This window comes from Desulfopila sp. IMCC35006, assembly GCF_005116645.1.
GTDB lineage: Bacteria > Desulfobacterota > Desulfobulbia > Desulfobulbales > Desulfocapsaceae > Desulforhopalus_A.
Genome location: NZ_SWCM01000001.1, coordinates 707,679 through 727,746, shown reverse-complemented (window position 1 = coordinate 727,746; position 20,068 = coordinate 707,679). Strand labels below are relative to the sequence as shown.

The following is a 20,068-nucleotide window of genomic DNA, read 5'->3' as shown; positions in this document are numbered from 1 at the left end:
TATTTCCCGTTTGGCGGGGTTAGAAGGGGGGGCGCGAGTCAAACTGGATAACTTGCCGCGTTGCAGGATGGAGAAACTGGAGAAAAGTTGCATGGAGCAGCATTGCATCTCCCTCTTTGCCGGAGCCGTAGAGGCTGTCGCCGACGATCGGCGCGCCAAGTCCCTGGGGACGAGGGTGGGCGGCATGGACCCGGAGCTGGTGCGTTCGCCCGGTAAGGGGAGTGAATTCGACCCGGGTTGTGGACTCTGTTGCGTCAAGTTTCAGCCAGCGAGTACTGCCTAACTTGCCATGTACCGGATCAAATATCTGCCGGGGACGGTCGTTCACGTCGAGGCGATAGGGGAGGTGGATTTCTCCGCCTGGGGCCTCGAAGACTCCCTCAACAACCGCAGTATATTTTTTTACGACCGCCCGTTTTTCGAATTGCCCCGAAAGAAAGCGATGGGCCGCAGCAGTAACTGCAAAAACCATCAGGCCGGAAGTGTACATGTCCAGTCTGTGAACGGCCGGCTGATCGATCATTTTCGGCAGGCGACGGCGTAGTCTTGCTGCCGCACAGTCCTGTTTGGCCGGGCCCCTTCCCGGTACCGCAAGCAGTCCACCTGGTTTATCGATAACGACGATGTCGCTGTCCTGATAGAGGATTGCCAGTGTTTTCTCTGGTTGTGTCTGCCGGTTCATCATGCATTGTCGCCTTTTTTGCCGTTGTTACCACTTGTATCGAGGCCGCAAAGCATAAATCCCAGAATTGGCTGACATTTTTCCGCACAGGAGGAGGAGAAGACGGTGTGTCGCTGTCCTCCTGATTTGTTCTCTCTGCCCCAGAAAAATTCACTGATACCGAGTGGATGCAGCTTACGTTGAGCCGCAAAATTGAGCAGTTTTGGTGCGCAGCAGTCGCCGGTACCCGTGGGGATGCCGTTAGTGCCGAAAAAAGCTTCGTGTATCGTGGCTTTTTCTCCTCTAAAATTGTGCAACATATACAAAGATTGGATATCGCCCATAAGTGTTCTGGAAATATGACGACGTTCTTGTCTCAGCGCCAGCCAATCGAATGAATGCGGCTGGCACTGGTCGATTTGCCTGCCGATCTGTTTTATCTGCTTTTCCGTATCGACCGTCATCGCGAGAAATTCGTCGACCTCAAAAAGAGGCGGCGCCCACCCATCAACCAGCCAGAGCCCGTTATACTGTCCTGAAAAAGCATGGACAATGACCGTTGTTCCGTCCGGGGCCAGGCATTCCATAACCCCGAACATTTTCCCCCTGGCTGGCCCAAAGAGCGGCGCCGTTTCCAGTGCCACCGACTCTTCCAGCCCAGTTGAAAAAAGATTTATCGTTTGCCGCCGGGCAAGGTGATGCATAAGGCTGCGGCAGTGAGGCACAGTATTGCCGGGACCAAGCCAGTGCTCCTGGTCGCATTTTCGGCAGTAACCGCCGGTTCTTATCTGCGGCGGATCCGCCGTAAATCTCTGTGCAGAACAGTTGTTCATGTGCATATGTTTTCTGTGTGTAGTGGCTTTGAGAAGAAGTACCTTACCGGATATTTTCTTGTTTGTTCAGGAAAATATTCCGTAAAGTACTTCTTCTCCAGCTTGGAGTGGCATCACTTATGGAAAGTCGGGGCGTTTGCCGCAGGCAGAACAAGTCCTTTTTTGTTCTGAACAATTATTTTGTTTAACTGCATTGTAAACAGTGACTTCCTGAAAATGATGGAAAGTGATACTATAAGAGCCGTCTGCCGTTTGACTGGCTGTTCTCTCAACAGATGCCTAGAGTAGAGAGCAGATGGCGAGAACAGCATGGTTCAGGCAGCGTTTGGTTGGATTGGCCCGCCGGAAGTATTCGGTTATCGCATAATGCAGCATTGGACAGAGGATGGAAAAGATGGCCAGTCAGATGAAAAAAACGGGTATAGATTTTCAACAACTGGGGCCGGATCGAGTGTTGAACCTGGTTGAAAAGGTACTGGGGGTCCGCTGTAATAATCTCTTCCGCACCTTGAACAGTTATATCAACAGGGTCTTTGAGATCGAAACGGTGCAAAAAGTTCGAATGGTGGTGAAATTCTACCGGCCGGACCGTTGGTCAAAAAACGCCATTCTCGATGAACATAAATTTTTGCTCGATCTGGTCGCCCAGGAAATACCGGTTGTTGCCCCCCTGATCCTGGTCAATGGCGAGACCATTGCCGAAAGTGAGCACCTGCTCTTCAGTATTTTCCCTAAATGCGGCGGGCGAAGTGTCGATGAATTCAATGACGATCAATGGTTGCAGCTTGGTCGGCTGCTCGGCCGGGTCCATAAAGTGGGCGAGACGGCCAAAGCCAAACACCGGATTATCATGGCACCGCACCATTCGACACGGAAGCAGCTTGCCTATCTCCTCAAGTCCCGCTGTATTCCCGAAGATTTGAAACCGCCTCTTGAAGAGGCTGCCCAGGCAATTATAGCCGATATACAACCGCTCTTTGCCAAGGCGGAAAGAATCCGGATTCATGGGGACTGCCATTTTTCCAATGTTATCCAACGGCCGGGGGAGTCCTTTTATTTAATCGATTTTGACGATATGGCCATGGGGCCGCCGGTGCAGGATATCTGGATGCTCCTGCCCGGCGATGTCGATGAATCGTTTGTACAGCTTGATCTCTTCCTTGAAGGCTATGAGACCTTTCGTCCATTTGACCGCAGGTCCCTGCGGCTGATCGAACCACTTCGGGCGATGCGTTTTATTCATTATATGGCATGGTGTGCCCATCAGGTGGAAGGCGACGGCAGCACCAGAGCCATTGACGGTTTTGGCTCCCCGGAATACTGGCGCCGGGAGATTGACGATCTTATTGATCAGCGGGAAAGGATTGCCGAAAGCCGCCTGCCTTCGGGGAATGTGCTGTAAACAATCGCCCCGGGGATACGTCTGGAGATTTGCGCCGCATGAGTAACCGCTGTAGGTCAACTGGCGAAAAATTTTGCGACGTCAAAATTATGAGGTCCGGTTGGGATAAATTATTACCATAAGAAACCAGCAATAACCAGTATCGGGCCAATATTACAGAGAGATGCAGTCGCAGCTGGATCGGGAAACGATAATGCTTTTCTGCCTGTAAAATTCTTGACGGGGCTGTTTTTTATCTGGCATACTGGTCTCACACACGGATGATTTCCCGCTCAACGGGAAGCCGTTTCAGCAGGGAAAATGTTTGCATTGTTGGAGGAATCACACTTGGTAGCACAAGAGAAGAAAAAGAAGATTCTGGTCATGGATGACGAAGACATGGTCGGAGAAATTGCCTGCCAGATGATCGAATATCTAGGCTATAAAGCTTTGCGGGTGACGGATGGCGCTGATGCGGTAAGGGAGTATAAAAAGCATCGAGATGATGGTGATGGATTTCAGGCGGTGATTATGGATCTGACTATTCCGGGAGGAATGGGGGGGAAAGAGGCTGTGGGTAAAATTCTGAAAATTGACAGCGAAGCAACAGTATTTGTTTCCAGCGGATACTCGACTGATCCGGTTCTGCTCAATTTTCAGAAGTATGGATTCTCAGGAGGGATTGCCAAACCCTTTGATCTGGCCGCCATGCAGAATCTTCTCTCTTCAGTAGTCTGAGAGTTGCAGCTTTGTTTTTCAGAGTATCAGGCCAGGGACCAGTTTTGTGACTGACTCTGCAAGCAAATATATCTATTTTACCACGGTTGTAACTTTCTGTTCACTCTACGCAGCCCAGCCGATCCAGCCCTTATTTCAACAGGAGTTTCAGCTCTCGCATTTCCAGGCCATTCTGTTTACGACACTGATGATGGCGCCACTTGGGGTTGCACCGCTTTTCTATGGCTATATTCTCGAATCCTTTTCCGCAAAAGTTATGGTGCGGTGGGCTCTTTTCCTGCTCGGTATCCTGGAAATAATTTTTTCTCTGGCTGGAGACTACCTGACGCTGCTGACAATAAGGGCGGTTCAGGGGCTGATGATTCCGGCTATCCTGACGTCCCTCATGAGTTATATCAGCTACTCTTCGCCAAAAGAAAAGGTGCAGCATGCCATAGCGGCGTATATTGCGGCGACAATTCTCGGCGGTTTCTTAGGCCGTTTTCTCTCGGGTTTATGCACTGATCTATTTGGCTGGCGGTTTTTCTTTTTTGTTCTCGGCCTGTTGCTGCTTCTTAATAGTTATCTGCTGAAAAGAATGGTCAGAGATGCGAAGATGCACTATGCCCGACCGAAGCTGGCTGAGATCGTAAGTCTCTTGAAGGCTAAAGAATTCTTGTGGCTGTACACCTCGATTTTCTGTCTCTTTTTTGTCTTTGCCGCGCTGATGAATTTCCTGCCGTTTGAATTGAAGAGCATAAATCCGGCATTCAGGGAAACGGGCATCGGTCTTCTCTATCTCGGGTACAGCATGGGGATTCTGGTCTCCCTGAATACCCGAAGGATTATCAACCATTTCGGCAATGAATCCGATGCTATCAGCATGGGTATTGTGGTTTTCGGGGTGGGGATTGTTTTTTTTATGATTGAGAATTACATAGTGATGTTTATCACTATGTTTGTCTTTTGTGCCGGACTTTTTACATCTCACTCCCTGCTGTCCGGTTTTGTCAATAAGCTTGCCCAGCAGAATAAAGCTATCGCCAACGGACTTTACATTTCCTTTTATTATACCGGCGGCACGCTCGGTTCAGTCTTGCCGGGAGCGGTTTTTGAGAGATTTGGGTGGCAGGCTTTTCTCATTCAGCTTCTCTCCATGGTCTGTCTTGCCTTTTTCGTCACCAGACGGCTGAAAATCGCCGTACAAGTCTCTGAAAACAGGGCAGTCGTTCAACCCTGAGGCCCGTCTTCGATAACCAGCATTTTTTTCCAGGTACCTTGCCGATAACGTAGCGAGGCGAGAAGAAACAGGACCGTAACGAAAACCAGGACCCAGATCCAGGCCGTGGTGACCGAAATATGACAATATTCAATGCCGATATATACCGGCAGCACCAGACAGAGAGGGGCGGCGATGCCGACGGCCAGCATCATGAACCTCGTGTCCCCGGCGCCGCGCAGCGCGCCGCTGAAAACCATATACAACGCATCGAAAAAGAGGTAGGCGGAGACAATTTTGAGCAGCGTTCTGCCATAACTCAAAACCAGTGTCTGCGATGCCGCTCCCTGTTCTGAAGCCATAAAGGGAGCGAGAACCACGTCGGGAGCAAAAAGAAAGAGCAGGTCGATCGCCAGGATGTACGTGATGAGCAGCTGGCAGCCGCTCCAGACATAATATGCGGCAAGGGCCGGTTTTTTTCTGCCCAGCGCCTGGCCGACAAGAACGCTCATCCCCTGGGAAACCCCCATCGACGGCATAAATGCCAGGGCGTTGATCGACAGGACAATATTGGTTGCGGCCAGCTCGGCCTTGCCAATCCTGCCAACAAGGAGGATAAAGAGAGTAAAGGCCAGAATATCCATAGTGAACTGCAGCGACCCCGGAATGCCGAAGCGCATGAGTCTGACGAAAATATCCCGGTTGAAGCGGTAACTGGCAAAAACCCCGAACCGAAGATTGTTTTTGGGGGAAAAGATCATTGCGGCGAGGAAGAGTACATTAACCCCCCAGGCCGTTACCGTGGCGTAGGCAGCACCTTCAATACCGAGCTGAGGCAGGCCCCAATGACCGAAAATAAGGGCATAATCCAGCGGGATATTGATAAAGACACCCAGAAAGGTGATGACCATTACCGGTCTGGTCAACCCTCTTCCGGTAAAAAAAGTCGACAGGGTCGCCATGGCCAGGTGCAGTACGGAGCCTTTACATAAAATGGAAAAATAGATTTCTTCCAGCTGCCGCACCGACTCGGGATGGCCGGCCAGTAAAAAAATCGGTTTCGTCGCAAAAACCGCCAGCAGCCAAAGAATACATCCCGCGACGATGGTGAAATATATTCCCTGCCAGAGAACGGTACCTATCTTTTGCGGATTGCCTCTGCCGGTATACTGCGCGATGAAGACCCCGGCATAGCTGCCGACCCCACCGAAAAAGGCCAGAAAAAGATAAGAGGTAATGCCCGCCGGGAGTGCCGCGGAAATGGCGTCGATTGAATAATTAGCGAGAAATACCCGGTCGGTGAATTCCATGACCGTTGTTGCCGACAGGCTGATAACCAGTGGCAGGCAGATCCTGAGAACTTCCCGATGCCGGCTGTATTGCAAAAATTGTTTGAGAAAATCTGGCATTTTATGTAGTGATTAGAGCAAAAAGAGCGACCACAGTTCGCTAGCCATCGGATCCATGGCAGGATATTGTTCATACACCAACCGGGCGATAATGGCACCTGCTAAGTTTTTCTACCCCCGGTCAACGGGAAGCAAGCCCGCGCATACTTTTACTCAGCGATTAGAGAGAGGATGGAAATGGCCAGGTCGCAGCAATTAAATATAGTTCTCTATTCGTTTGGCTTCAAATACGGTTTTCCCGTCGATGTGAATATGGTCCTGGATGTACGTTTTCTTCCCAATCCGTATTGGGTACCCGAACTGCAGCCCTTGACCGGCAAGGTTAAAAAAGTTGCCGAATATGTGCTGCGGAGCGAGGCGGGACTCTCTTTCTTTGTTCATCTTGAACCGCTCCTGCAATGCATCATTGAGCAGAACACTACTGTTGGCAAAAAAACAGTCCGAATCGCCGTCGGCTGCACAGGCGGAAGGCACCGGTCGGTTGCGGTAACCGAGAAGATAGCCGCTTTTCTGACAGAATTTCCAGTGGAACTGACGGTTTTTCATCGGGATATTGAGCGGGATGGCAGGGTGGTCGACTGAATATCCGATGCCCCCTGTAACCTGCTCCCGCGGCAGATGAATCTATCCTGCGTCATGATACATTGTTAAAAATAGTACTGAGCCATCTTGCACTCCCTTGTCGCCGATGAAGTGTGGACCCATCTGCTCGTTATACGTAATGAGAGCGAGATTGCCCTGGTAAGAAAAAAGAGCCATGATAAATATGGAAATGTTTTTATGATCGTTGAAGAAACCGAGAAACATAATAGACGTCCTGATGATGGGTTTTCCCCAGGCACGTCTCGGTGGCGATGAGGTCCGGATTAAAAAGCAAGATAAAGATGTAGTGGTAACTATTATAAATTGAGGTGTGCGATACAATAATAAATTTTTCGGAGAAAATAGATATTTCTATCGAAAAAGAAGACGTATGTGTTGTAAGAAGGACAAGTGATGCGGGCGTCGGCATAACTGAAAACGAACAGGAACACTTGTTTGCGCGCTTTTATCCTGTCTCCGTTCTGGCTCAGGTGACAAACACCGCCGGATGTCTCGGGAGTCAACCCATGACGGCACCTTCCCTCTGGCGGGTGCTGCCCACTCTTTATTGTTTTGTTCAAAACGTATATTTCTCAACGATTTTCTTTATGTTTTCTTCATTTTAGTGGAGTAGCCTGATGCGTTTATGGTGTCTGAAATGAGAAAGCTCGGATACTTTTTATAATTTTGCACGATATCGACAAAAACAGGATTTGCAGGATTGAAAATAACCAGAGATTTTTCTTAATAGGAGCAGAAATGCAGTTGATTAGTCACAGTATGCACAGATGGATTGATCGGATCGCTGTTGTACCCACTTTCCTCTATGGTTTAAGTAGAAGAATTCCCGAGATGTTTCAGGAATCCCGTTTTGTCCTGCACACGGTCGGAAAATTGCGGCGTCTGGTGCTGGTGCATTGGCAAAAACGGTATGTCCAACAACAACTTTCCGCCCGCCTCGGTGCCTGCCGCCAATGCGGCACATGCTGCAACCTGTTGTTCACCTGTCCCATGTTGACCAAACAGGGGCACTGTCTTGTCTACGGAAAATGCAGACCGCAGGCCTGCAAGGTTTTTCCGATAGATCAAAGGGATATTGATGAGGTGACACTCTGCAACGCTCAATGTGGTTTTTATTTCAGCAGGGACACCGGAGAAAAGATTCGAAAAATAGGAAGGTGTTGACATGTTGCATCAACGTATCATGTGACTGACGCAAAGAGCATCCGTATTCACTGGAGCTGGAACATGGGCATTGCCAATAGCACCAAGCAATCATTAAAACAGATTCCGGCGGGAGTGTGGGTGCTCGGATCAGTCAGCCTGCTAATGGATGTTTCTTCGGAAATGATTCATAGCCTGCTGCCCCTGTTCATGGTGACAACACTCGGGGCCGGCGCGATGGCGGTAGGCTTGATCGAAGGATTAGCGGAAGCCACAGCTCTGATCGTAAAGGTTTTTTCAGGTGCGTTGAGTGATTATCTCGGCAGGCGCAAAGGTCTGGCCGTGTTCGGCTATGCGCTTGGGGCGCTGACCAAACCGCTCTTTGCCATCGCATCGTCCATGGGTATTGTGCTGGCAGCCCGGTTCCTCGATCGGGTCGGCAAAGGTATTCGTGGCGCCCCGAGGGATGCTCTGATCGCAGATATCGTGCCGCCGCACCTGCGTGGGGCAGCCTTTGGTCTGCGACAGTCCCTCGATACGGCAGGTGCTTTTATCGGCCCTTTACTAGCGGTTGGCTTGATGCTGCTTTGGTCGAACAATTTTCGGGCGGTATTCCAGGTCGCTGTTATCCCAGGGGCGTTGGCGGTGCTCCTGCTTTTCTTCGGTATGCAGGAGCCGGGAACACAGCAGCTCGAGAAGCGGAGCAACCCGATTCAAAAAGACAACCTCAAACGGTTGAGCGCTGCGTACTGGTGGGTTGTCGGCACAGGCGCGGTATTTACCCTGGCCAGGTTCAGCGAAGCGTTTCTTGTTTTGCGGGCCCAGCAGAGTGGGGTTCCCCTTGCCCTGGTGCCGCTGGTGATGGTGGTGATGAATGTGATCTACGCTTTATCGGCCTATCCATTTGGCAAACTCTCTGACAAAATCAGCCGTGAAAAACTGCTCGCGCTCGGATTAATGATCCTGATTGCGGCTGATCTGATTCTGGCGATGAGCGGTCACTGGAGTTTAATATTAGCTGGTGTGGCTCTGTGGGGTATCCACATGGGCATGACCCAGGGCCTGCTGGTGACGATGGTGGCTGATGCCGCACCTATCGATTTGCGCGGTACGGCGTTTGGATTTTTCAACCTGGTGAGCGGGCTTGCCATGTTGCCGGCGAGCTTAGTGGCTGGGGCGCTTTGGGAACATTTTGGCGCCTTTTACACCTTTTCCACCGGGGCGCTCTTTTGCCTGGTGGCGCTTGCCGGTCTGGTAATAATACGCTATCGCACAAGATAGCGTCTGTTCAGGGCAGAGATGAGGAGTTTCTGCCCAATTCCTGTTTGCCGGTTGAGTAATTTTTACCTAGTGTTCACATCCTGTCGTGTTCAACCTATTCCTTATACGTAAAATAAACATGTAATAACAGTTTCTTGCATGTTTTGTGTTTTCTGGCATCGCATTTGCTTCCTTTAAAATAAAAGATGGTGACCAAGACGCCAGGAGAGCGGTCCTCTTGGGGACACATAACTAGAAAAACTTGCATCGCCATTTTCGGCAACTGCAAACAGCACAAGGAGAATCGATATGAAAAAGCAACTGGTAGCACTTGCTCTTATTATGGGACTTGCCATGGCAACAGGGGCTTCGGCCGACTGGGGAAAAGGCAACAGAGGCAACAGAGGTTACGGTAACTGTCCGCAGATGCAGGGACAGATGTTGCAGCAGCTGGACCAGGCAACGCAGGATAAAATTAAGCAGTTTTACAAAGATACCCTGCCGCTGCATAAGGAAATGGCGATGAAACGAGCGGAAAAGCAAGCCCTGATGCGAGCGAATTCGCCGGATTCGCAGGCGGTTGCCAAGGTGACCGGAGAGCTGTTTGATCTTCGGGCAGCCATGCAGGAAAAGGCTGAACAGGCAGGCGTCTCCCAGTATGTCGGCCCCGGTCACATGGGCGGCATGGGCCGCATGGGCGGTATGAGGCAAATGGGCTGTGGCCCCTGTGGTGGCCAGGGGTGGGGCATGGGCCAGGGGCCTGTCCCGATGAACGATGATGATGAGCCGCAGCAAAAGACAGAATAAAAAATAAAATTAGTACCCTCCCTCCGCCTCATCAGCGGCTTCTCATGCTCCTCCCTCATGATACAAGCTGCTGATGGGGCTCTTTATTGCTGGAATACCCTCCCCTTATTTTGTACAGTGCATACTGTTGCCTTAATGAATATTCCTATCTCATTATGACAAAGCAGGTGCGCACTATGCAAATCGTTTCGATCCCTTGTTCATTTGATAACTACAGCTATCTGATCATCTGTGAAGAGACAGGGGCGGCCGCCATTATTGATCCGGCCGAATACTATCCTGTCTCGCAGGCAATAGAACGCCTTGGGGTCCGTCTGCAGGCTGTGTACTGCACCCATCACCATGCCGATCATATCGGCGGCCTGGAGGATCTTCGTGACGAATTCCCTGGACTCCCGGTCTATGGTCATGAGAGTGATAAACGAAGGATCCCGGGTATGAACTCTCTGCTGACTGATGGAAGCAACATCCACGTTGGTGATATTGCTGGACAGGTTCTCCATACCCCGGGTCATACTACCGGCAGTCTCTGTTATCTGCTGGAGGATGCTTTGTTTACCGGTGACACGCTTTTTGGCAGTGGCTGCGGTCGACTGTTCGAGGGAAGTCCAAAACAGATGTATGAGGCCCTGAATAAGAGAATCAAATCCCTTCCTGCTGAAACGAAAGTGTATTTCGGTCATGAATATACGGTACATAACCTTAAATTTGCCGCATTTGTTGAGCCGGAAAACCAGGCGGTCGGTAAAAGATTGGCGCAGATAATTGCCTTAAGAGAGAAAGGACAACCGACCACCCCCTCGACCCTGCAGATCGAGGGTCACACCAATCCGTTCCTCCGCTGTGCAGAAAAAAATATCATCGACAGTGTTGCGGCAAAATGTATAGGCGAAGCATTGGATCCCCTCTCGATCTTTACCGCGCTGCGTCGGCTTCGAGATTCTTTCTGACCGTCGATGTCCCGGTCTTCGGGTAATCTTTTTATACGCAAGCAATGAAGCAATAACAGGACAGCCGGCACGAGTGCCGGACCCAGTTGAAAAGCGCAGGAGGAGGGCCAACGTGGCATGTTCAACTCTTCAAGGGCAAAAGGACTCTGTCTTTACTTTTTTGACGGGACAGTCAGAAGAAAGGCGCTAAAGCATCGTTGACCTTCACGCGATTATCGGCTAGATGTCTCTCGATCGGAAGAATTTTGTCAGTCATCATTGCTGATGTGTCTATTCATTGGTGTCGATACTGATTTTTATGCGATCCGGTGAATCATACCATGTATAAACGGGCAAATTATTTTGGAGGATTGGAACATGAAGAAACTTTTAACTGCCGCATTGCTCTGCGCCTGTCTCTTTTTGCAGGGGATCACGGTTTACGGGGCCACCATCTCGGTGAGTCAGTTTGTGGAACATCCGGCACTTGATGCGGTTCTGCAGGGTTTTCAGGACTATTTGCATGAAAAGAATATACCCGTGAAATATACTGTTCATAATGCCCAGGCCAATATGGGCACGGCAACCCAGATCGCCCAGCAGATGGTGGGGGAGAAGGCTGATTTACTCGTGGCCATCGCCACCCCGTCCGCCCAGACCTGTGTTCAGGCACTCAGCAAGGCGCCGGCTGAACTCAAACGCCCCCTGCTGTTTACCGCGGTGACCGACCCCATTGCCGCCGGCCTGGTCAAGGACCTGCAGCATCCGGATGCCGGCATCACCGGGGTTTCCGATTTGCTGCCCGTCAAAGAACATATTATGATGGTTTTGACATTTAAACCTGATATCAAAAAGCTGGGACTCCTCTACAATGCCGGAGAGGCCAACTCCAAAGCAACCATTGCCTCGATTAAGGCTTTGCGGGGAGAGCTCGGTTTTGATACGGTCGAGGCTACCGCTTCGAAGACTGCAGATGTCTATCAGGCGGCAAAAAGCCTGGTCGGGAAGGTCGACGCAATCTTTATTCCCACCGATAATACCATTATCTCCGCTCTGGAATCAGTCCTTAAAGTGGGCGTCCAGAATAAACTGCCAATTTTTGCGGCGGATGTGGATTCGGTAAAAAGAGGCGCCGTTGCGGCAATGGGTTTTGACTATTATAAGCACGGCTACCAGACCGGGGCCATTGCCGAGAGAATTCTTAACGGTGAAAAACCGGAAAACATTCCTGTCCAGTTTCAGACGGACCTGCAGCTTTATATCAATGCCGACTATGCCAGGCAGATGGGGGTTGTCCCACCGGAAGCCCTCTTGAAAAAGGCAACCAAGATTTACCAGTAACGAGCAGAAATTCATTATGACATTGTATGCCGCACTTGGCGCCGTAGAGCAGGGGTTTGTCTACGGCATAATGGTTATCGGGGTGTATCTCACCTTTCGTATCCTCGATTTTCCCGATCTTACCGTTGATGGCAGCCTGCCCCTCGGCGCGGCGATCTCGGCGGTGGCGATTACCAGTGGAGTCAATCCGTATCTTTCCCTGCTTTTTGCCTTAGCCGGGGGATTTCTGGCCGGGATGGTTACCGCATTTTTGAACACCAAGTTCAAGATTCTGCACCTGCTTGCCTCGATTCTGACGATGATCGCGCTGTATTCAATCAATATCAGGATAATGTCCGGACCGAATGTTGCGCTTTTAGGCCAGGACACCGTCTTTGACCTGGTGACGAAGGCAGGGGTGCCATCCCAGTATGCCGGCCTGATAATTTTTGGTGCCTTCGCCCTGCTGGTCCTCACCTTTATCATCTGGTTTCTGTCGACAGAGCTGGGTCAGGCAATTCTTGCCACCGGCGATAATCCGCAGATGATCAGAAGTCTTGGCGTCAATACCAATACCATCATTGTTTTGGGTGTCGGGTTGTCAAATGGGCTGGTTGCCCTGAGTGGTGCGCTGGTCGCCCAGAATCAGGGCGCTGCCGATGTCGGCATGGGGATCGGCACCATCGTTGCCGGGCTCGCCTCGGTCATCATCGGCGAGACGGTCTTTGGCTGTAAAACCATGCCCAGGGCTTTTATCGCCGCCCTGCTTGGCTCCATCGTCTATCGTCTGGCCATTGCCCTGGCCTTAGGCCTTGAATTTGGTGCTTTTCGTTTTAATCCGAGTGATTTGAATCTGATAACCGCCTTGCTGGTCATCGGTGCACTCATCACCCCTAACCTTAAGAAGAGATTGATTCAGCGGTGATCCGATTAGAGAACATTGTGAAATATTTTCACAAGGGCAGTGTCAATGAAGTCTTTGCCCTCAATACTATCAATCTGCAGATTGATGAGGGCGATTTCATCACGGTGATTGGCTCGAATGGTGCCGGAAAGTCAACTTTGCTGAATTGCATCGCCGGCGGTTTTTTTCCCGATTCCGGGCGGATTACCATAGCCGGCGTGGACGTCACCGGCTGGCCGGAGTATAAAAGGGCCTCGCTTATCTCGCGGGTTTTTCAGGACCCGCTGCTTGGTACCTGTCCTTCGGCAACCCTCGAACAGAATATGGCCCTGGCTGGTCTGCGGGGCAAAAGAAGGGGGCTTGGCCGAGGAGTCAAACACCGTGACCGGCAGCATTTTCGTGAAGAACTGACGAAGCTGGGGCTCGGCCTGGAAAATCGGCTGCTCGACAAGGTCGGCCTGCTTTCCGGCGGTCAGCGCCAGGCGCTGACCATGCTGATGGCGACCATGATCAAGCCGGAGGTCCTGCTCCTCGACGAACATATTGCCGCGCTGGATCCGAAAACAGCCAACCAGATTTTGCACCTCACCCAGGAAATAGTCAAAAATCAGAAACTCACCACCCTGATGATCACCCATAACATGAAACATGCCATCAGTTTCGGCAACAGGCTTATCATGCTGCACCAGGGCCGGATATTGCTTGATCTGCGCGGCGAAGAAAAAGAAAATCTGACGGTCAAAGATCTTCTCCAGCAGTTCTACAGGGCGCAGGGTGAGGAGCTGGCCATGGATTCTCTGCTGTTGAACTAAGCTGAACCGGCGGGAGCAGTCTGTCCGGATCTGCACCCATTACGGACAGATCCACAACGCCGCTTTTTCCAGTTTATTGATGAGTTTGGATGTCGTTCCACCCACCATATTGAAATCTTTCATCAGGCCATGTTCCAGACCATGCAGACCGACAGCAACGGCAGCGTAGCTGCCTTTTGCCGCTTCACTGAGAATTGAGCCGGGCACCGATAAGCCCCAGGTGGTATTTCGACTTATACGTTCGCTGCCGACACCATTCTCAAGAAGCAAAGACTCAGCGCGGGTAAAAATTTCTTTGCCGTCTACTCCTAAAGCGTTGCTCACGTAAAAAAGCGTTACTGCGTGGTGGTCCTGCGCCGAAAGGATGTGGCCGACATGATCCGCCGCCCGGAAAGCATCCTCCGATCCATCGATACACAACAGTACGTTTTTCCTGCCCGGTTCCGTCTCAGGGCAGATCCACAGCGGGGTGGTACAGCAATTGTCTTTTATCATGTGCTGGGCCAGTTCGTCCGCTGGTCTTTCAAAAACCCACTGCAGGGTATACGAGGCACGTCGGCCAAGGATTATCGCGTCATATAGCCCCCTGGATCCTTCGGTCAGGATGTCTTTTACCTTGCCGTAGCGTTCGGCAACCGTTTTGGTCATCACCTTGTCAACGGCCATCCTGCTTTTACTGAGCAGGCTTTTCGCCATATCAATGGATCGCTTTGCTCCGGCGGTGAGATTGATCTCGGCTTTATCTGCGGGATCGGCCCACATTTCGGTCAGGGCCTGGCCTTTATTGTTATCTTCGAGCCTGCATATATGGAGAAGGGTCAGGTGGTGCTCGGACATTTCTTTAAAAAAAGAGCAGATAAACCGGACTCCATAGAGATGCTCGACATCGTTGCTGAGAGTGACAAGAAAATGTTTGTTCATACCGATCTCCTGAAGATGGATGTAGACGTGTTGTCTTTATAGGCAATACAGTAATGCGGTTTTGCCGTCAGGGCAATTTGGGAGTAGAGTCGCCTGCACGGTGTTATCCGGCCAGCAGGTGCTGCCAGTCGAGCCTATGAAAGGTCGCATGCAGCAGGTGATCGTCATCGGCTATATTGATTTCCAGATCAGCAAATGTTGCCTTGGCCAATCGGGTAACATCAGCGGCTGGAGTCACTGCATCATGTTGGCCAACGACCACAAGAGTCGGTACCTGCAACTGTGTGGCAGGGGGGTGATAGTCTGCAAAATTAAGTGCCGGAGCCAGAAGGATCAGCCTGGCCACCTGTTGGGGATGCTGGATGGCGTAGCAGGTTGCCATCAACCCGCCAAAACTGGAGCCGATAAAGAGCAGTTTGTGGTGCCGGGTGCAGAGTGCCGTCAATTGCTTGAGTCTCTCCGGCAGGGAGCCTGCAAAATCGGGACGAACAACCTGTGGGAAGTTTCGGGCGAAAAATTGCCCCTTCGTGCCGTTTCCGGAAGAATCGAGGCCATGGAGGAAGTACATTGCGTTTTTCATCGTTTCCTCGAACAATTAAATTAACCATCCTGCGGGGGCACGCAAAAGAGTGGCAGGTTTTCAGGAGAAAAACATTCCTTGATTTGTATTCTTTGCCTTGTATCCTTGGAAGATTCCGGGAGCCATCATCGTGAAGATGCGAAAGTAATCAGCCCCTGGATGCGGTCAAGTTCAGCCAGGGTGTTGGCGTAATTGACTTTGGTCTGGTTCTCCTGGCTCAGCGCCTGGGCGTAAGCTGTTTGTGCAGTCAGTACATCAAGGGTAGTTGATCGGCCGGCACCAAATTTTGCCTGTTCCGCTTCAAGGGCTTTGGATGAGGCAAGACTGGTTTTTCGCGTGGCATCGAGTGCTTTAATCGCCAGCTGAACATCCCTGACAGTGGTTCTGGCACTTTTCCGGATTTGTTGCCGGAGGATTTCGGCGTTGGTCTTCGCCCGATAGTGGCTGGCCTTGGCCTGCTGGTAATTGCCTTTGGCGATTCTGTTTTCAAGCGGCATGGAGAAGGTCACGCCGACCTGCCAGAGGTTGTCCGGGTTGCGAACACTGTTGTCGATTGAATCGCCATAGGTGTCGGAGGTGCCGGCAAGGCCGACTCCACCGACAAGAGAAAGGTCGGGGCGGATATCGTCCTTAGCCTTTTTTTCCGCAAATTGTGCTGCTTCAATGAGCAGATCGGCTGCTTTGATATCCGGTCTGTTTGTTATGGCGTTGTTGACGATCGTTCGCAGATCCAGACTGACCGGTTCGGTTGTCGGTTGATCGGTCGGTTGAAAGGTGGTTAGCCATTGGTCGCTGTTGAGGAGAATCTTCAGCGCATCTTCGGCCGTGCCGATAGCCTGCTCGGCGGCGATCAGCAGCTCTTCGCGCCTGGCTACCTCTGATTGCGGCTGGAAAATTTCTACCTCAGCCAATCTTCCGGCACTGATTTTTGTCTCGGTTTCTTTGAGCAATTTTCTGGCGAGGCTCAAAGAGAGTTTCTGTACATCGATATTCTGCCGGGCGAAGACCAGATTCCAGTAGGCGATTTTCACATCGGCGGCAAGATTGGCGGCCTCGCTGGTTACCTGGTAGCTTGCTGCTTCCCGCTGTTTTTGCGAGGATTGCAACAGCGATGTCTGAACCTCCTGGCCAAAACCTTTCAACAGTGGCTGCCGTAATCCCAGGGTGAGGCCGGAGTTGTACGATGGATCGAGCAGTATGCCGTATGCATCGGTATTAAGGCTGCTGTTGTTCCAGCTCAGGCTGAGCGAAGTGCCCGTGGTAAATGTTTTGGATGCCTCAGCCTGCCATTGTCCGGTATCTTCTTTTTCGGCGCCGCCGGAAATGATCGGTGTCAGCTCCTGGCTCTGGACATTCGCGCCTGCATCGATAACAATATCGAAGGCACCCTCGGCACTGAGGACTGCTCCTTCTGCCGAGTTCACATCCTCTCGCCGAAGCTGTAAGTTGAGGTTGTTGTTCAGGGCTTGTTCCACTGCGCTTCGCAAATCGATCTTTACCACATCTTCGGCGTTTGCCGGGTAAGCAGTAAAACATGCAGGGAGAAGCAGTATGCCGAAAATGACAAAAATTGTATGGCGCATCAATTGTCCTCAGGTGATGTTGGCACTCGTCGGAAATGGTATGGGTCCAGGTGTGGATTTCGCCTATCCGCTCAATAAAAGGTAATAGCGCATGATGGCGCGGTAAATGTTCTTTTCAAGAGAGTCCGCTCTATCAGCTGAACCGCCTGTCGTTGGATTTTGAAAAAGTGCATGTTTCACACTATAGCACGCTGAAATCGAGGCTGAAATGAATAAAATGTAACGTCTGTGTATAAAAACGGCAACTGTTATGGTAAGGTTCCTTTTTTTCTTATAACTTTATAAATATTGATAGGTAGGTAATGGACGCGCAGGTAGAAATCAGCAGATGGCTGGGGCAGGTAGCGGGGCTGCTCCCCTTTGGGTATGCTTTTGGGGCCGGTATGGTTTCGGCTGTGAATCCATGCGGTTTTGCCATGTTGCCGGTGTACCTGACCCTTTATCTGGGCGCCGAAGACAGCGAATTTAGACGGAAATCTTTTTTTCTGAGGGTGGTAAAGGCCTTTTGGATAGCCTTTATGGTAACCGCCGGTTTTGCTCTGTTGTTTGGTGTCGTCGGGGCTGTAGTCTCCGCGGGTGGTTCCTTTTTAATGGGAATAATGCCCTGGTTTGCGGTGGTTGTCGGTGCCGGCTTGATTTTACTCGGGATATGGATGCTTTTGGGGCATACGTTATCTTTTCATTTTTTTATTACCGCCGCCGGGAAAATAAGTGATCCGCGGCGAATGTCTGTTCTCGGATTTTTTCTTTTCGGTATGGCTTTTGGTGCTATATCCATGAGCTGCACCCTGCCTATTTTCCTTATGGTTGTCGGCAGTTCTATTGCTGCGGGGGATTTTATTGGTGGGATCTTCCAGTTTGTCAGTTATATTCTCGGCATGGGCAGTATCATGCTCTTGCTGACTCTCGGCATAACCGTGGTCAAAGAGGGGGTTGTTATCGGAACGCTTCGTCGCATAGTCCCCTATGTGCAGAAAATCTCTGCCCTGCTTCTTATTGGGGCAGGGGGCTATATCGTTTACTATTGGTTGTCGAGCGGGCTCCTTTTTACCTGACCTTCCTTTATTTTATTTTGTTACGAGTGCATCAATAATGACCTTCTTTGTTTTTAGCCATGCCGCTTTCCGGCAAGGGTCCGCCATGTTGCCCATTTCCTGCAGCGAGGATCAATGATAAACTTTGCCGGACTCATGGCTGCGGCCGGTGCTTTTATAATCTGGGGGGTGCTGCCGGCATATTGGAAACTTTTGCAGCAAGTACCAGCCTATGAGATTCTCTGTCACCGGATGTCCTGGTCGCTGGTTTTGACTCTCGGCCTGGTTTTTCTGACCGGTCGACGGGCAATATTCCGGCAGGCGTTGAAAGATAGGCAAAATCTTATCACTTTTACAACCACGGGTCTGCTGCTGGCGCTCAACTGGCTGTTGTATATCTGGGCGGTTAACGCCGGGTTTATTGTCGAGGCCAGCCTGGGCTATTTTATCAACCCATTGATTAACGTCTTTTTTGGCATGATCTTCTTCCAGGAGAAGATGCGCCCGATTCAATGGTTCGCCCTGTTGCTCGCGGGTCTTGGTGTTCTGTATCTTACCTTTTATTACGGCAGGTTCCCCTGGATTGCCCTTGTCCTGGCGGTCAGTTTTGGCCTCTACGGCCTGTTGCATAAGAAGAATTCTCTCGGTGCATTGGATGCACTCTGCCTGGAGACAGGGGTCCTTTTTTTGCCTGCGGCGGCTGTCCTTATCGGACTTGCCTGGAAAGGCGGCGGTTCTTTTGGCAGAATCGACCTTTCCGGCACTTTGCTTCTGGTCGGCACCGGCTTCATCACCACCGTGCCGTTGCTGTTATTTGGTTATGCCGCTCAGAAAATTCCATTATCCACTCTTGGTTTGATGCAATATCTGGCACCTTCGATCAATCTCCTGCTCGGGATTTATATTTATGGTGAAGAATTTCCACCGGCACGAATGGTTGGCTTTATGTTGATATGGAGCGCTCTGGTAATTTTTATGGCAGAAAATCTGCTCCGTCACTTTCGAAATAAGAAAAAGGTGCTCTCCGTGGCCGGGCCGGCCGAAAATATCTGACGACTTTGCTCTTCTCCGGTTAAGATATTTTTCAACCTGCCGATATGTAGAGGAGAGAGATCGTATTTAAGCCCATTTAGATTATTATTGATGCCCGTTGGCATGTAGCAAACCAAAACAAATACAGCTCCGATGAATGCATATACCGTACAAAAAGGCGACACCATTGCTTTCGTTACCAAGCGTCTGGGCACGGACTGGCAGACCTTGCGCACGCAAAATCCCGATGCCATTGGCAAATCAAACCGAAATGGCAACTGGTTTGTGCGGGAGGGGGCGAATCTTGCAGTGGATAAAGGCAGTTTTTCAGCTGTTCTCGATGACGCATCGAAAAATACTGAATCCGCGAAGCGCACGGCAGCACCACAGCCGGACAAACTGACGCAATATACTGTAAAGCCGGGCGATACCGTCTGGGGGCTTGCCATCAAACAATTTCATGTTAATCCGCAGGATTTGATCCGCGATAACAATATCACCGATCCGGAACTTCTCGAAGTCGGCCAAAAGCTCGAGATCAGGCAGATTGGTCCGCAGCCGCCCGCCGAAGTGGTTGCCAGTTGGTATGGAGAGGATTACCACGGAAGGGCTATGGCAAATGGCGATATTTACGATATGTACGCCAATACCATTGCCCACAAGGATTTGCCGTTAGGCACCAGGGTTGAACTGAAGAATCCCCGGACCGGGCAAACTGCGGTGGCAACGATAACCGACCGAGGGCCATATGTCGAAGGGCGTGATATCGATCTTTCCTATGGTCTGGCCAGTCAGCTTTCGCTCGTTGAGAACGGGGTTGATACGCTTGAGATGGAGATACTGTAGCGCGGTTCTGCCACAAGGGGAGAGCGGCGGCGAATTATCCGAGCGGCCGCTTCGCTTGTTTTCATCTTTTTCGA

General features: G+C 50.9%; 20 protein-coding genes. 14 read left to right on the top strand and 6 right to left on the bottom strand.

Annotated elements, in window-relative coordinates; all coding sequences use genetic code 11:
* Positions 1-19 precede the first annotated feature (19 nt).
* Positions 20-685, bottom strand: a complete 666-nt coding sequence (locus tag FCL47_RS03240) for an RluA family pseudouridine synthase (RefSeq protein WP_240744115.1) — start codon at positions 683-685, stop codon at positions 20-22.
* The gene (locus FCL47_RS03235) at positions 682-1,494 is read right to left on the bottom strand and encodes a hypothetical protein (protein WP_136812000.1); all 813 of its coding nucleotides are present in this window, start codon (positions 1,492-1,494) and stop codon (positions 682-684) included. The genes FCL47_RS03240 and FCL47_RS03235 overlap by 4 nt, the downstream gene beginning before the upstream one ends.
* A 394-nt stretch (positions 1,495-1,888) precedes the next feature.
* Between FCL47_RS03235 and FCL47_RS03230 the strand changes: the two genes are divergently transcribed.
* The 3 genes from FCL47_RS03230 to FCL47_RS03220 all read left to right on the top strand — a co-directional run bounded on the left by FCL47_RS03230 (position 1,889) and on the right by FCL47_RS03220 (position 4,832).
* A complete protein-coding gene (locus FCL47_RS03230; RefSeq protein WP_136811999.1) occupies positions 1,889-2,896 on the top strand; it encodes a serine/threonine protein kinase in 1,008 nt (335 codons plus the stop codon).
* 300 nt (positions 2,897-3,196) lie between these two features.
* A complete protein-coding gene (locus FCL47_RS03225) occupies positions 3,197-3,613 on the top strand; it encodes a response regulator (RefSeq protein ID WP_136811998.1) in 417 nt (138 codons plus the stop codon).
* A 46-nt stretch (positions 3,614-3,659) separates the two neighbouring features.
* Positions 3,660-4,832 (top strand): MFS transporter, encoded by a 1,173-nt coding sequence (locus FCL47_RS03220; RefSeq protein WP_240744114.1) that lies wholly within the window; start codon positions 3,660-3,662, stop codon positions 4,830-4,832.
* Here FCL47_RS03220 and FCL47_RS03215 read toward each other — a convergent pair.
* The gene (locus FCL47_RS03215; RefSeq protein ID WP_136811997.1) at positions 4,823-6,220 is read right to left on the bottom strand and encodes an MATE family efflux transporter; all 1,398 of its coding nucleotides are present in this window, start codon (positions 6,218-6,220) and stop codon (positions 4,823-4,825) included. The two genes, FCL47_RS03220 and FCL47_RS03215, sit on opposite strands and share 10 nt — an antisense overlap.
* Positions 6,221-6,379: 159 nt before the next feature.
* Between FCL47_RS03215 and FCL47_RS03210 the strand changes: the two genes are divergently transcribed.
* From FCL47_RS03210 to FCL47_RS03175, 8 genes are all read left to right on the top strand, one after another.
* Complete coding sequence (locus FCL47_RS03210; protein WP_255580639.1) at positions 6,380-6,802, top strand: RNase adapter RapZ; 423 nt, start codon at positions 6,380-6,382, stop codon at positions 6,800-6,802.
* A gap of 759 nt (positions 6,803-7,561) precedes the next feature.
* On the top strand, positions 7,562-7,987 hold the full coding sequence (locus FCL47_RS03205; RefSeq protein WP_136811995.1) for a hypothetical protein: 426 nt from the start codon (positions 7,562-7,564) through the stop codon (positions 7,985-7,987).
* A 63-nt stretch (positions 7,988-8,050) separates the two neighbouring features.
* On the top strand, positions 8,051-9,247 hold the full coding sequence (locus FCL47_RS03200) for an MFS transporter (RefSeq protein WP_136811994.1): 1,197 nt from the start codon (positions 8,051-8,053) through the stop codon (positions 9,245-9,247).
* Positions 9,248-9,535: 288 nt separating this feature from the next.
* Positions 9,536-10,033, top strand: a complete 498-nt coding sequence (locus FCL47_RS03195; RefSeq protein ID WP_136811993.1) for a periplasmic heavy metal sensor — start codon at positions 9,536-9,538, stop codon at positions 10,031-10,033.
* 176 nt (positions 10,034-10,209) lie between these two features.
* The gene (gene gloB / locus FCL47_RS03190) at positions 10,210-10,983 is read left to right on the top strand and encodes a hydroxyacylglutathione hydrolase (RefSeq protein ID WP_167496340.1); all 774 of its coding nucleotides are present in this window, start codon (positions 10,210-10,212) and stop codon (positions 10,981-10,983) included.
* 357 nt (positions 10,984-11,340) lie between these two features.
* Entirely contained in the window at positions 11,341-12,303 is a 963-nt protein-coding gene (locus FCL47_RS03185; protein WP_136811991.1) for an ABC transporter substrate-binding protein, read from the top strand.
* Positions 12,304-12,319: 16 nt separating this feature from the next.
* On the top strand, positions 12,320-13,207 hold the full coding sequence (locus FCL47_RS03180) for an ABC transporter permease (protein ID WP_136811990.1): 888 nt from the start codon (positions 12,320-12,322) through the stop codon (positions 13,205-13,207).
* Positions 13,204-13,998, top strand: a complete 795-nt coding sequence (locus FCL47_RS03175; RefSeq protein WP_136811989.1) for an ABC transporter ATP-binding protein — start codon at positions 13,204-13,206, stop codon at positions 13,996-13,998. Before FCL47_RS03180 ends, FCL47_RS03175 begins: the two co-directional genes overlap by 4 nt.
* A gap of 39 nt (positions 13,999-14,037) precedes the next feature.
* Here the strand turns inward: FCL47_RS03175 and FCL47_RS03170 are convergent, their stop codons facing one another.
* From FCL47_RS03170 to FCL47_RS03160, 3 genes are all read right to left on the bottom strand, one after another.
* Positions 14,038-14,919, bottom strand: a complete 882-nt coding sequence (locus tag FCL47_RS03170; RefSeq protein WP_136811988.1) for a universal stress protein — start codon at positions 14,917-14,919, stop codon at positions 14,038-14,040.
* Between the two features lie 103 nt (positions 14,920-15,022).
* Positions 15,023-15,499: an alpha/beta fold hydrolase gene (locus FCL47_RS03165; RefSeq protein ID WP_240744112.1), complete on the bottom strand. Its 477-nt coding sequence runs from the start codon at positions 15,497-15,499 to the stop codon at positions 15,023-15,025.
* Between the two features lie 125 nt (positions 15,500-15,624).
* Positions 15,625-17,082, bottom strand: a complete 1,458-nt coding sequence (locus FCL47_RS03160) for a TolC family protein (protein ID WP_136811987.1) — start codon at positions 17,080-17,082, stop codon at positions 15,625-15,627.
* Positions 17,083-17,384: 302 nt separating this feature from the next.
* On the opposite strand from FCL47_RS03160, the gene FCL47_RS03155 reads away from it, so the two are divergent.
* The 3 genes from FCL47_RS03155 to FCL47_RS03145 all read left to right on the top strand — a co-directional run bounded on the left by FCL47_RS03155 (position 17,385) and on the right by FCL47_RS03145 (position 19,994).
* The gene (locus FCL47_RS03155) at positions 17,385-18,137 is read left to right on the top strand and encodes a cytochrome c biogenesis CcdA family protein (RefSeq protein ID WP_136811986.1); all 753 of its coding nucleotides are present in this window, start codon (positions 17,385-17,387) and stop codon (positions 18,135-18,137) included.
* 114 nt (positions 18,138-18,251) lie between these two features.
* Positions 18,252-19,169 (top strand): EamA family transporter RarD, encoded by a 918-nt coding sequence (rarD, locus tag FCL47_RS03150; RefSeq protein WP_205747198.1) that lies wholly within the window; start codon positions 18,252-18,254, stop codon positions 19,167-19,169.
* Positions 19,170-19,301: 132 nt separating this feature from the next.
* Positions 19,302-19,994 carry a septal ring lytic transglycosylase RlpA family protein gene (locus FCL47_RS03145; RefSeq protein WP_136811985.1) on the top strand — a complete coding sequence of 231 codons (693 nt, stop codon included), beginning with the start codon at positions 19,302-19,304 and terminating at the stop codon, positions 19,992-19,994.
* Positions 19,995-20,068: the final 74 nt, after the last annotated feature.

What these genes read in the sequence shown, in the direction of transcription:
- rarD (WP_205747198.1), top strand. Translation starts at nt 18,252, where the DNA reads ATGATAAACTTTGCCGGACTCATGGCTGCGGCCGGTGCTTTTATAATC.
- FCL47_RS03240 (WP_240744115.1), bottom strand. Translation starts at nt 685, where the DNA reads ATGATGAACCGGCAGACACAACCAGAGAAAACACTGGCAATCCTCTAT.
- FCL47_RS03185 (WP_136811991.1), top strand. Translation starts at nt 11,341, where the DNA reads ATGAAGAAACTTTTAACTGCCGCATTGCTCTGCGCCTGTCTCTTTTTG.
- FCL47_RS03200 (WP_136811994.1), top strand. Translation starts at nt 8,051, where the DNA reads ATGGGCATTGCCAATAGCACCAAGCAATCATTAAAACAGATTCCGGCG.
- FCL47_RS03145 (WP_136811985.1), top strand. Translation starts at nt 19,302, where the DNA reads ATGAATGCATATACCGTACAAAAAGGCGACACCATTGCTTTCGTTACC.
- FCL47_RS03160 (WP_136811987.1), bottom strand. Translation starts at nt 17,082, where the DNA reads ATGCGCCATACAATTTTTGTCATTTTCGGCATACTGCTTCTCCCTGCA.
- FCL47_RS03170 (WP_136811988.1), bottom strand. Translation starts at nt 14,919, where the DNA reads ATGAACAAACATTTTCTTGTCACTCTCAGCAACGATGTCGAGCATCTC.
- FCL47_RS03235 (WP_136812000.1), bottom strand. Translation starts at nt 1,494, where the DNA reads ATGAACAACTGTTCTGCACAGAGATTTACGGCGGATCCGCCGCAGATA.
- FCL47_RS03155 (WP_136811986.1), top strand. Translation starts at nt 17,385, where the DNA reads ATGGACGCGCAGGTAGAAATCAGCAGATGGCTGGGGCAGGTAGCGGGG.
- FCL47_RS03205 (WP_136811995.1), top strand. Translation starts at nt 7,562, where the DNA reads ATGCAGTTGATTAGTCACAGTATGCACAGATGGATTGATCGGATCGCT.
- FCL47_RS03165 (WP_240744112.1), bottom strand. Translation starts at nt 15,499, where the DNA reads ATGAAAAACGCAATGTACTTCCTCCATGGCCTCGATTCTTCCGGAAAC.
- FCL47_RS03230 (WP_136811999.1), top strand. Translation starts at nt 1,889, where the DNA reads ATGGCCAGTCAGATGAAAAAAACGGGTATAGATTTTCAACAACTGGGG.
- gloB (WP_167496340.1), top strand. Translation starts at nt 10,210, where the DNA reads ATGCAAATCGTTTCGATCCCTTGTTCATTTGATAACTACAGCTATCTG.
- FCL47_RS03195 (WP_136811993.1), top strand. Translation starts at nt 9,536, where the DNA reads ATGAAAAAGCAACTGGTAGCACTTGCTCTTATTATGGGACTTGCCATG.
- FCL47_RS03180 (WP_136811990.1), top strand. Translation starts at nt 12,320, where the DNA reads ATGACATTGTATGCCGCACTTGGCGCCGTAGAGCAGGGGTTTGTCTAC.
- FCL47_RS03215 (WP_136811997.1), bottom strand. Translation starts at nt 6,220, where the DNA reads ATGCCAGATTTTCTCAAACAATTTTTGCAATACAGCCGGCATCGGGAA.
- FCL47_RS03225 (WP_136811998.1), top strand. Translation starts at nt 3,197, where the DNA reads ATGTTTGCATTGTTGGAGGAATCACACTTGGTAGCACAAGAGAAGAAA.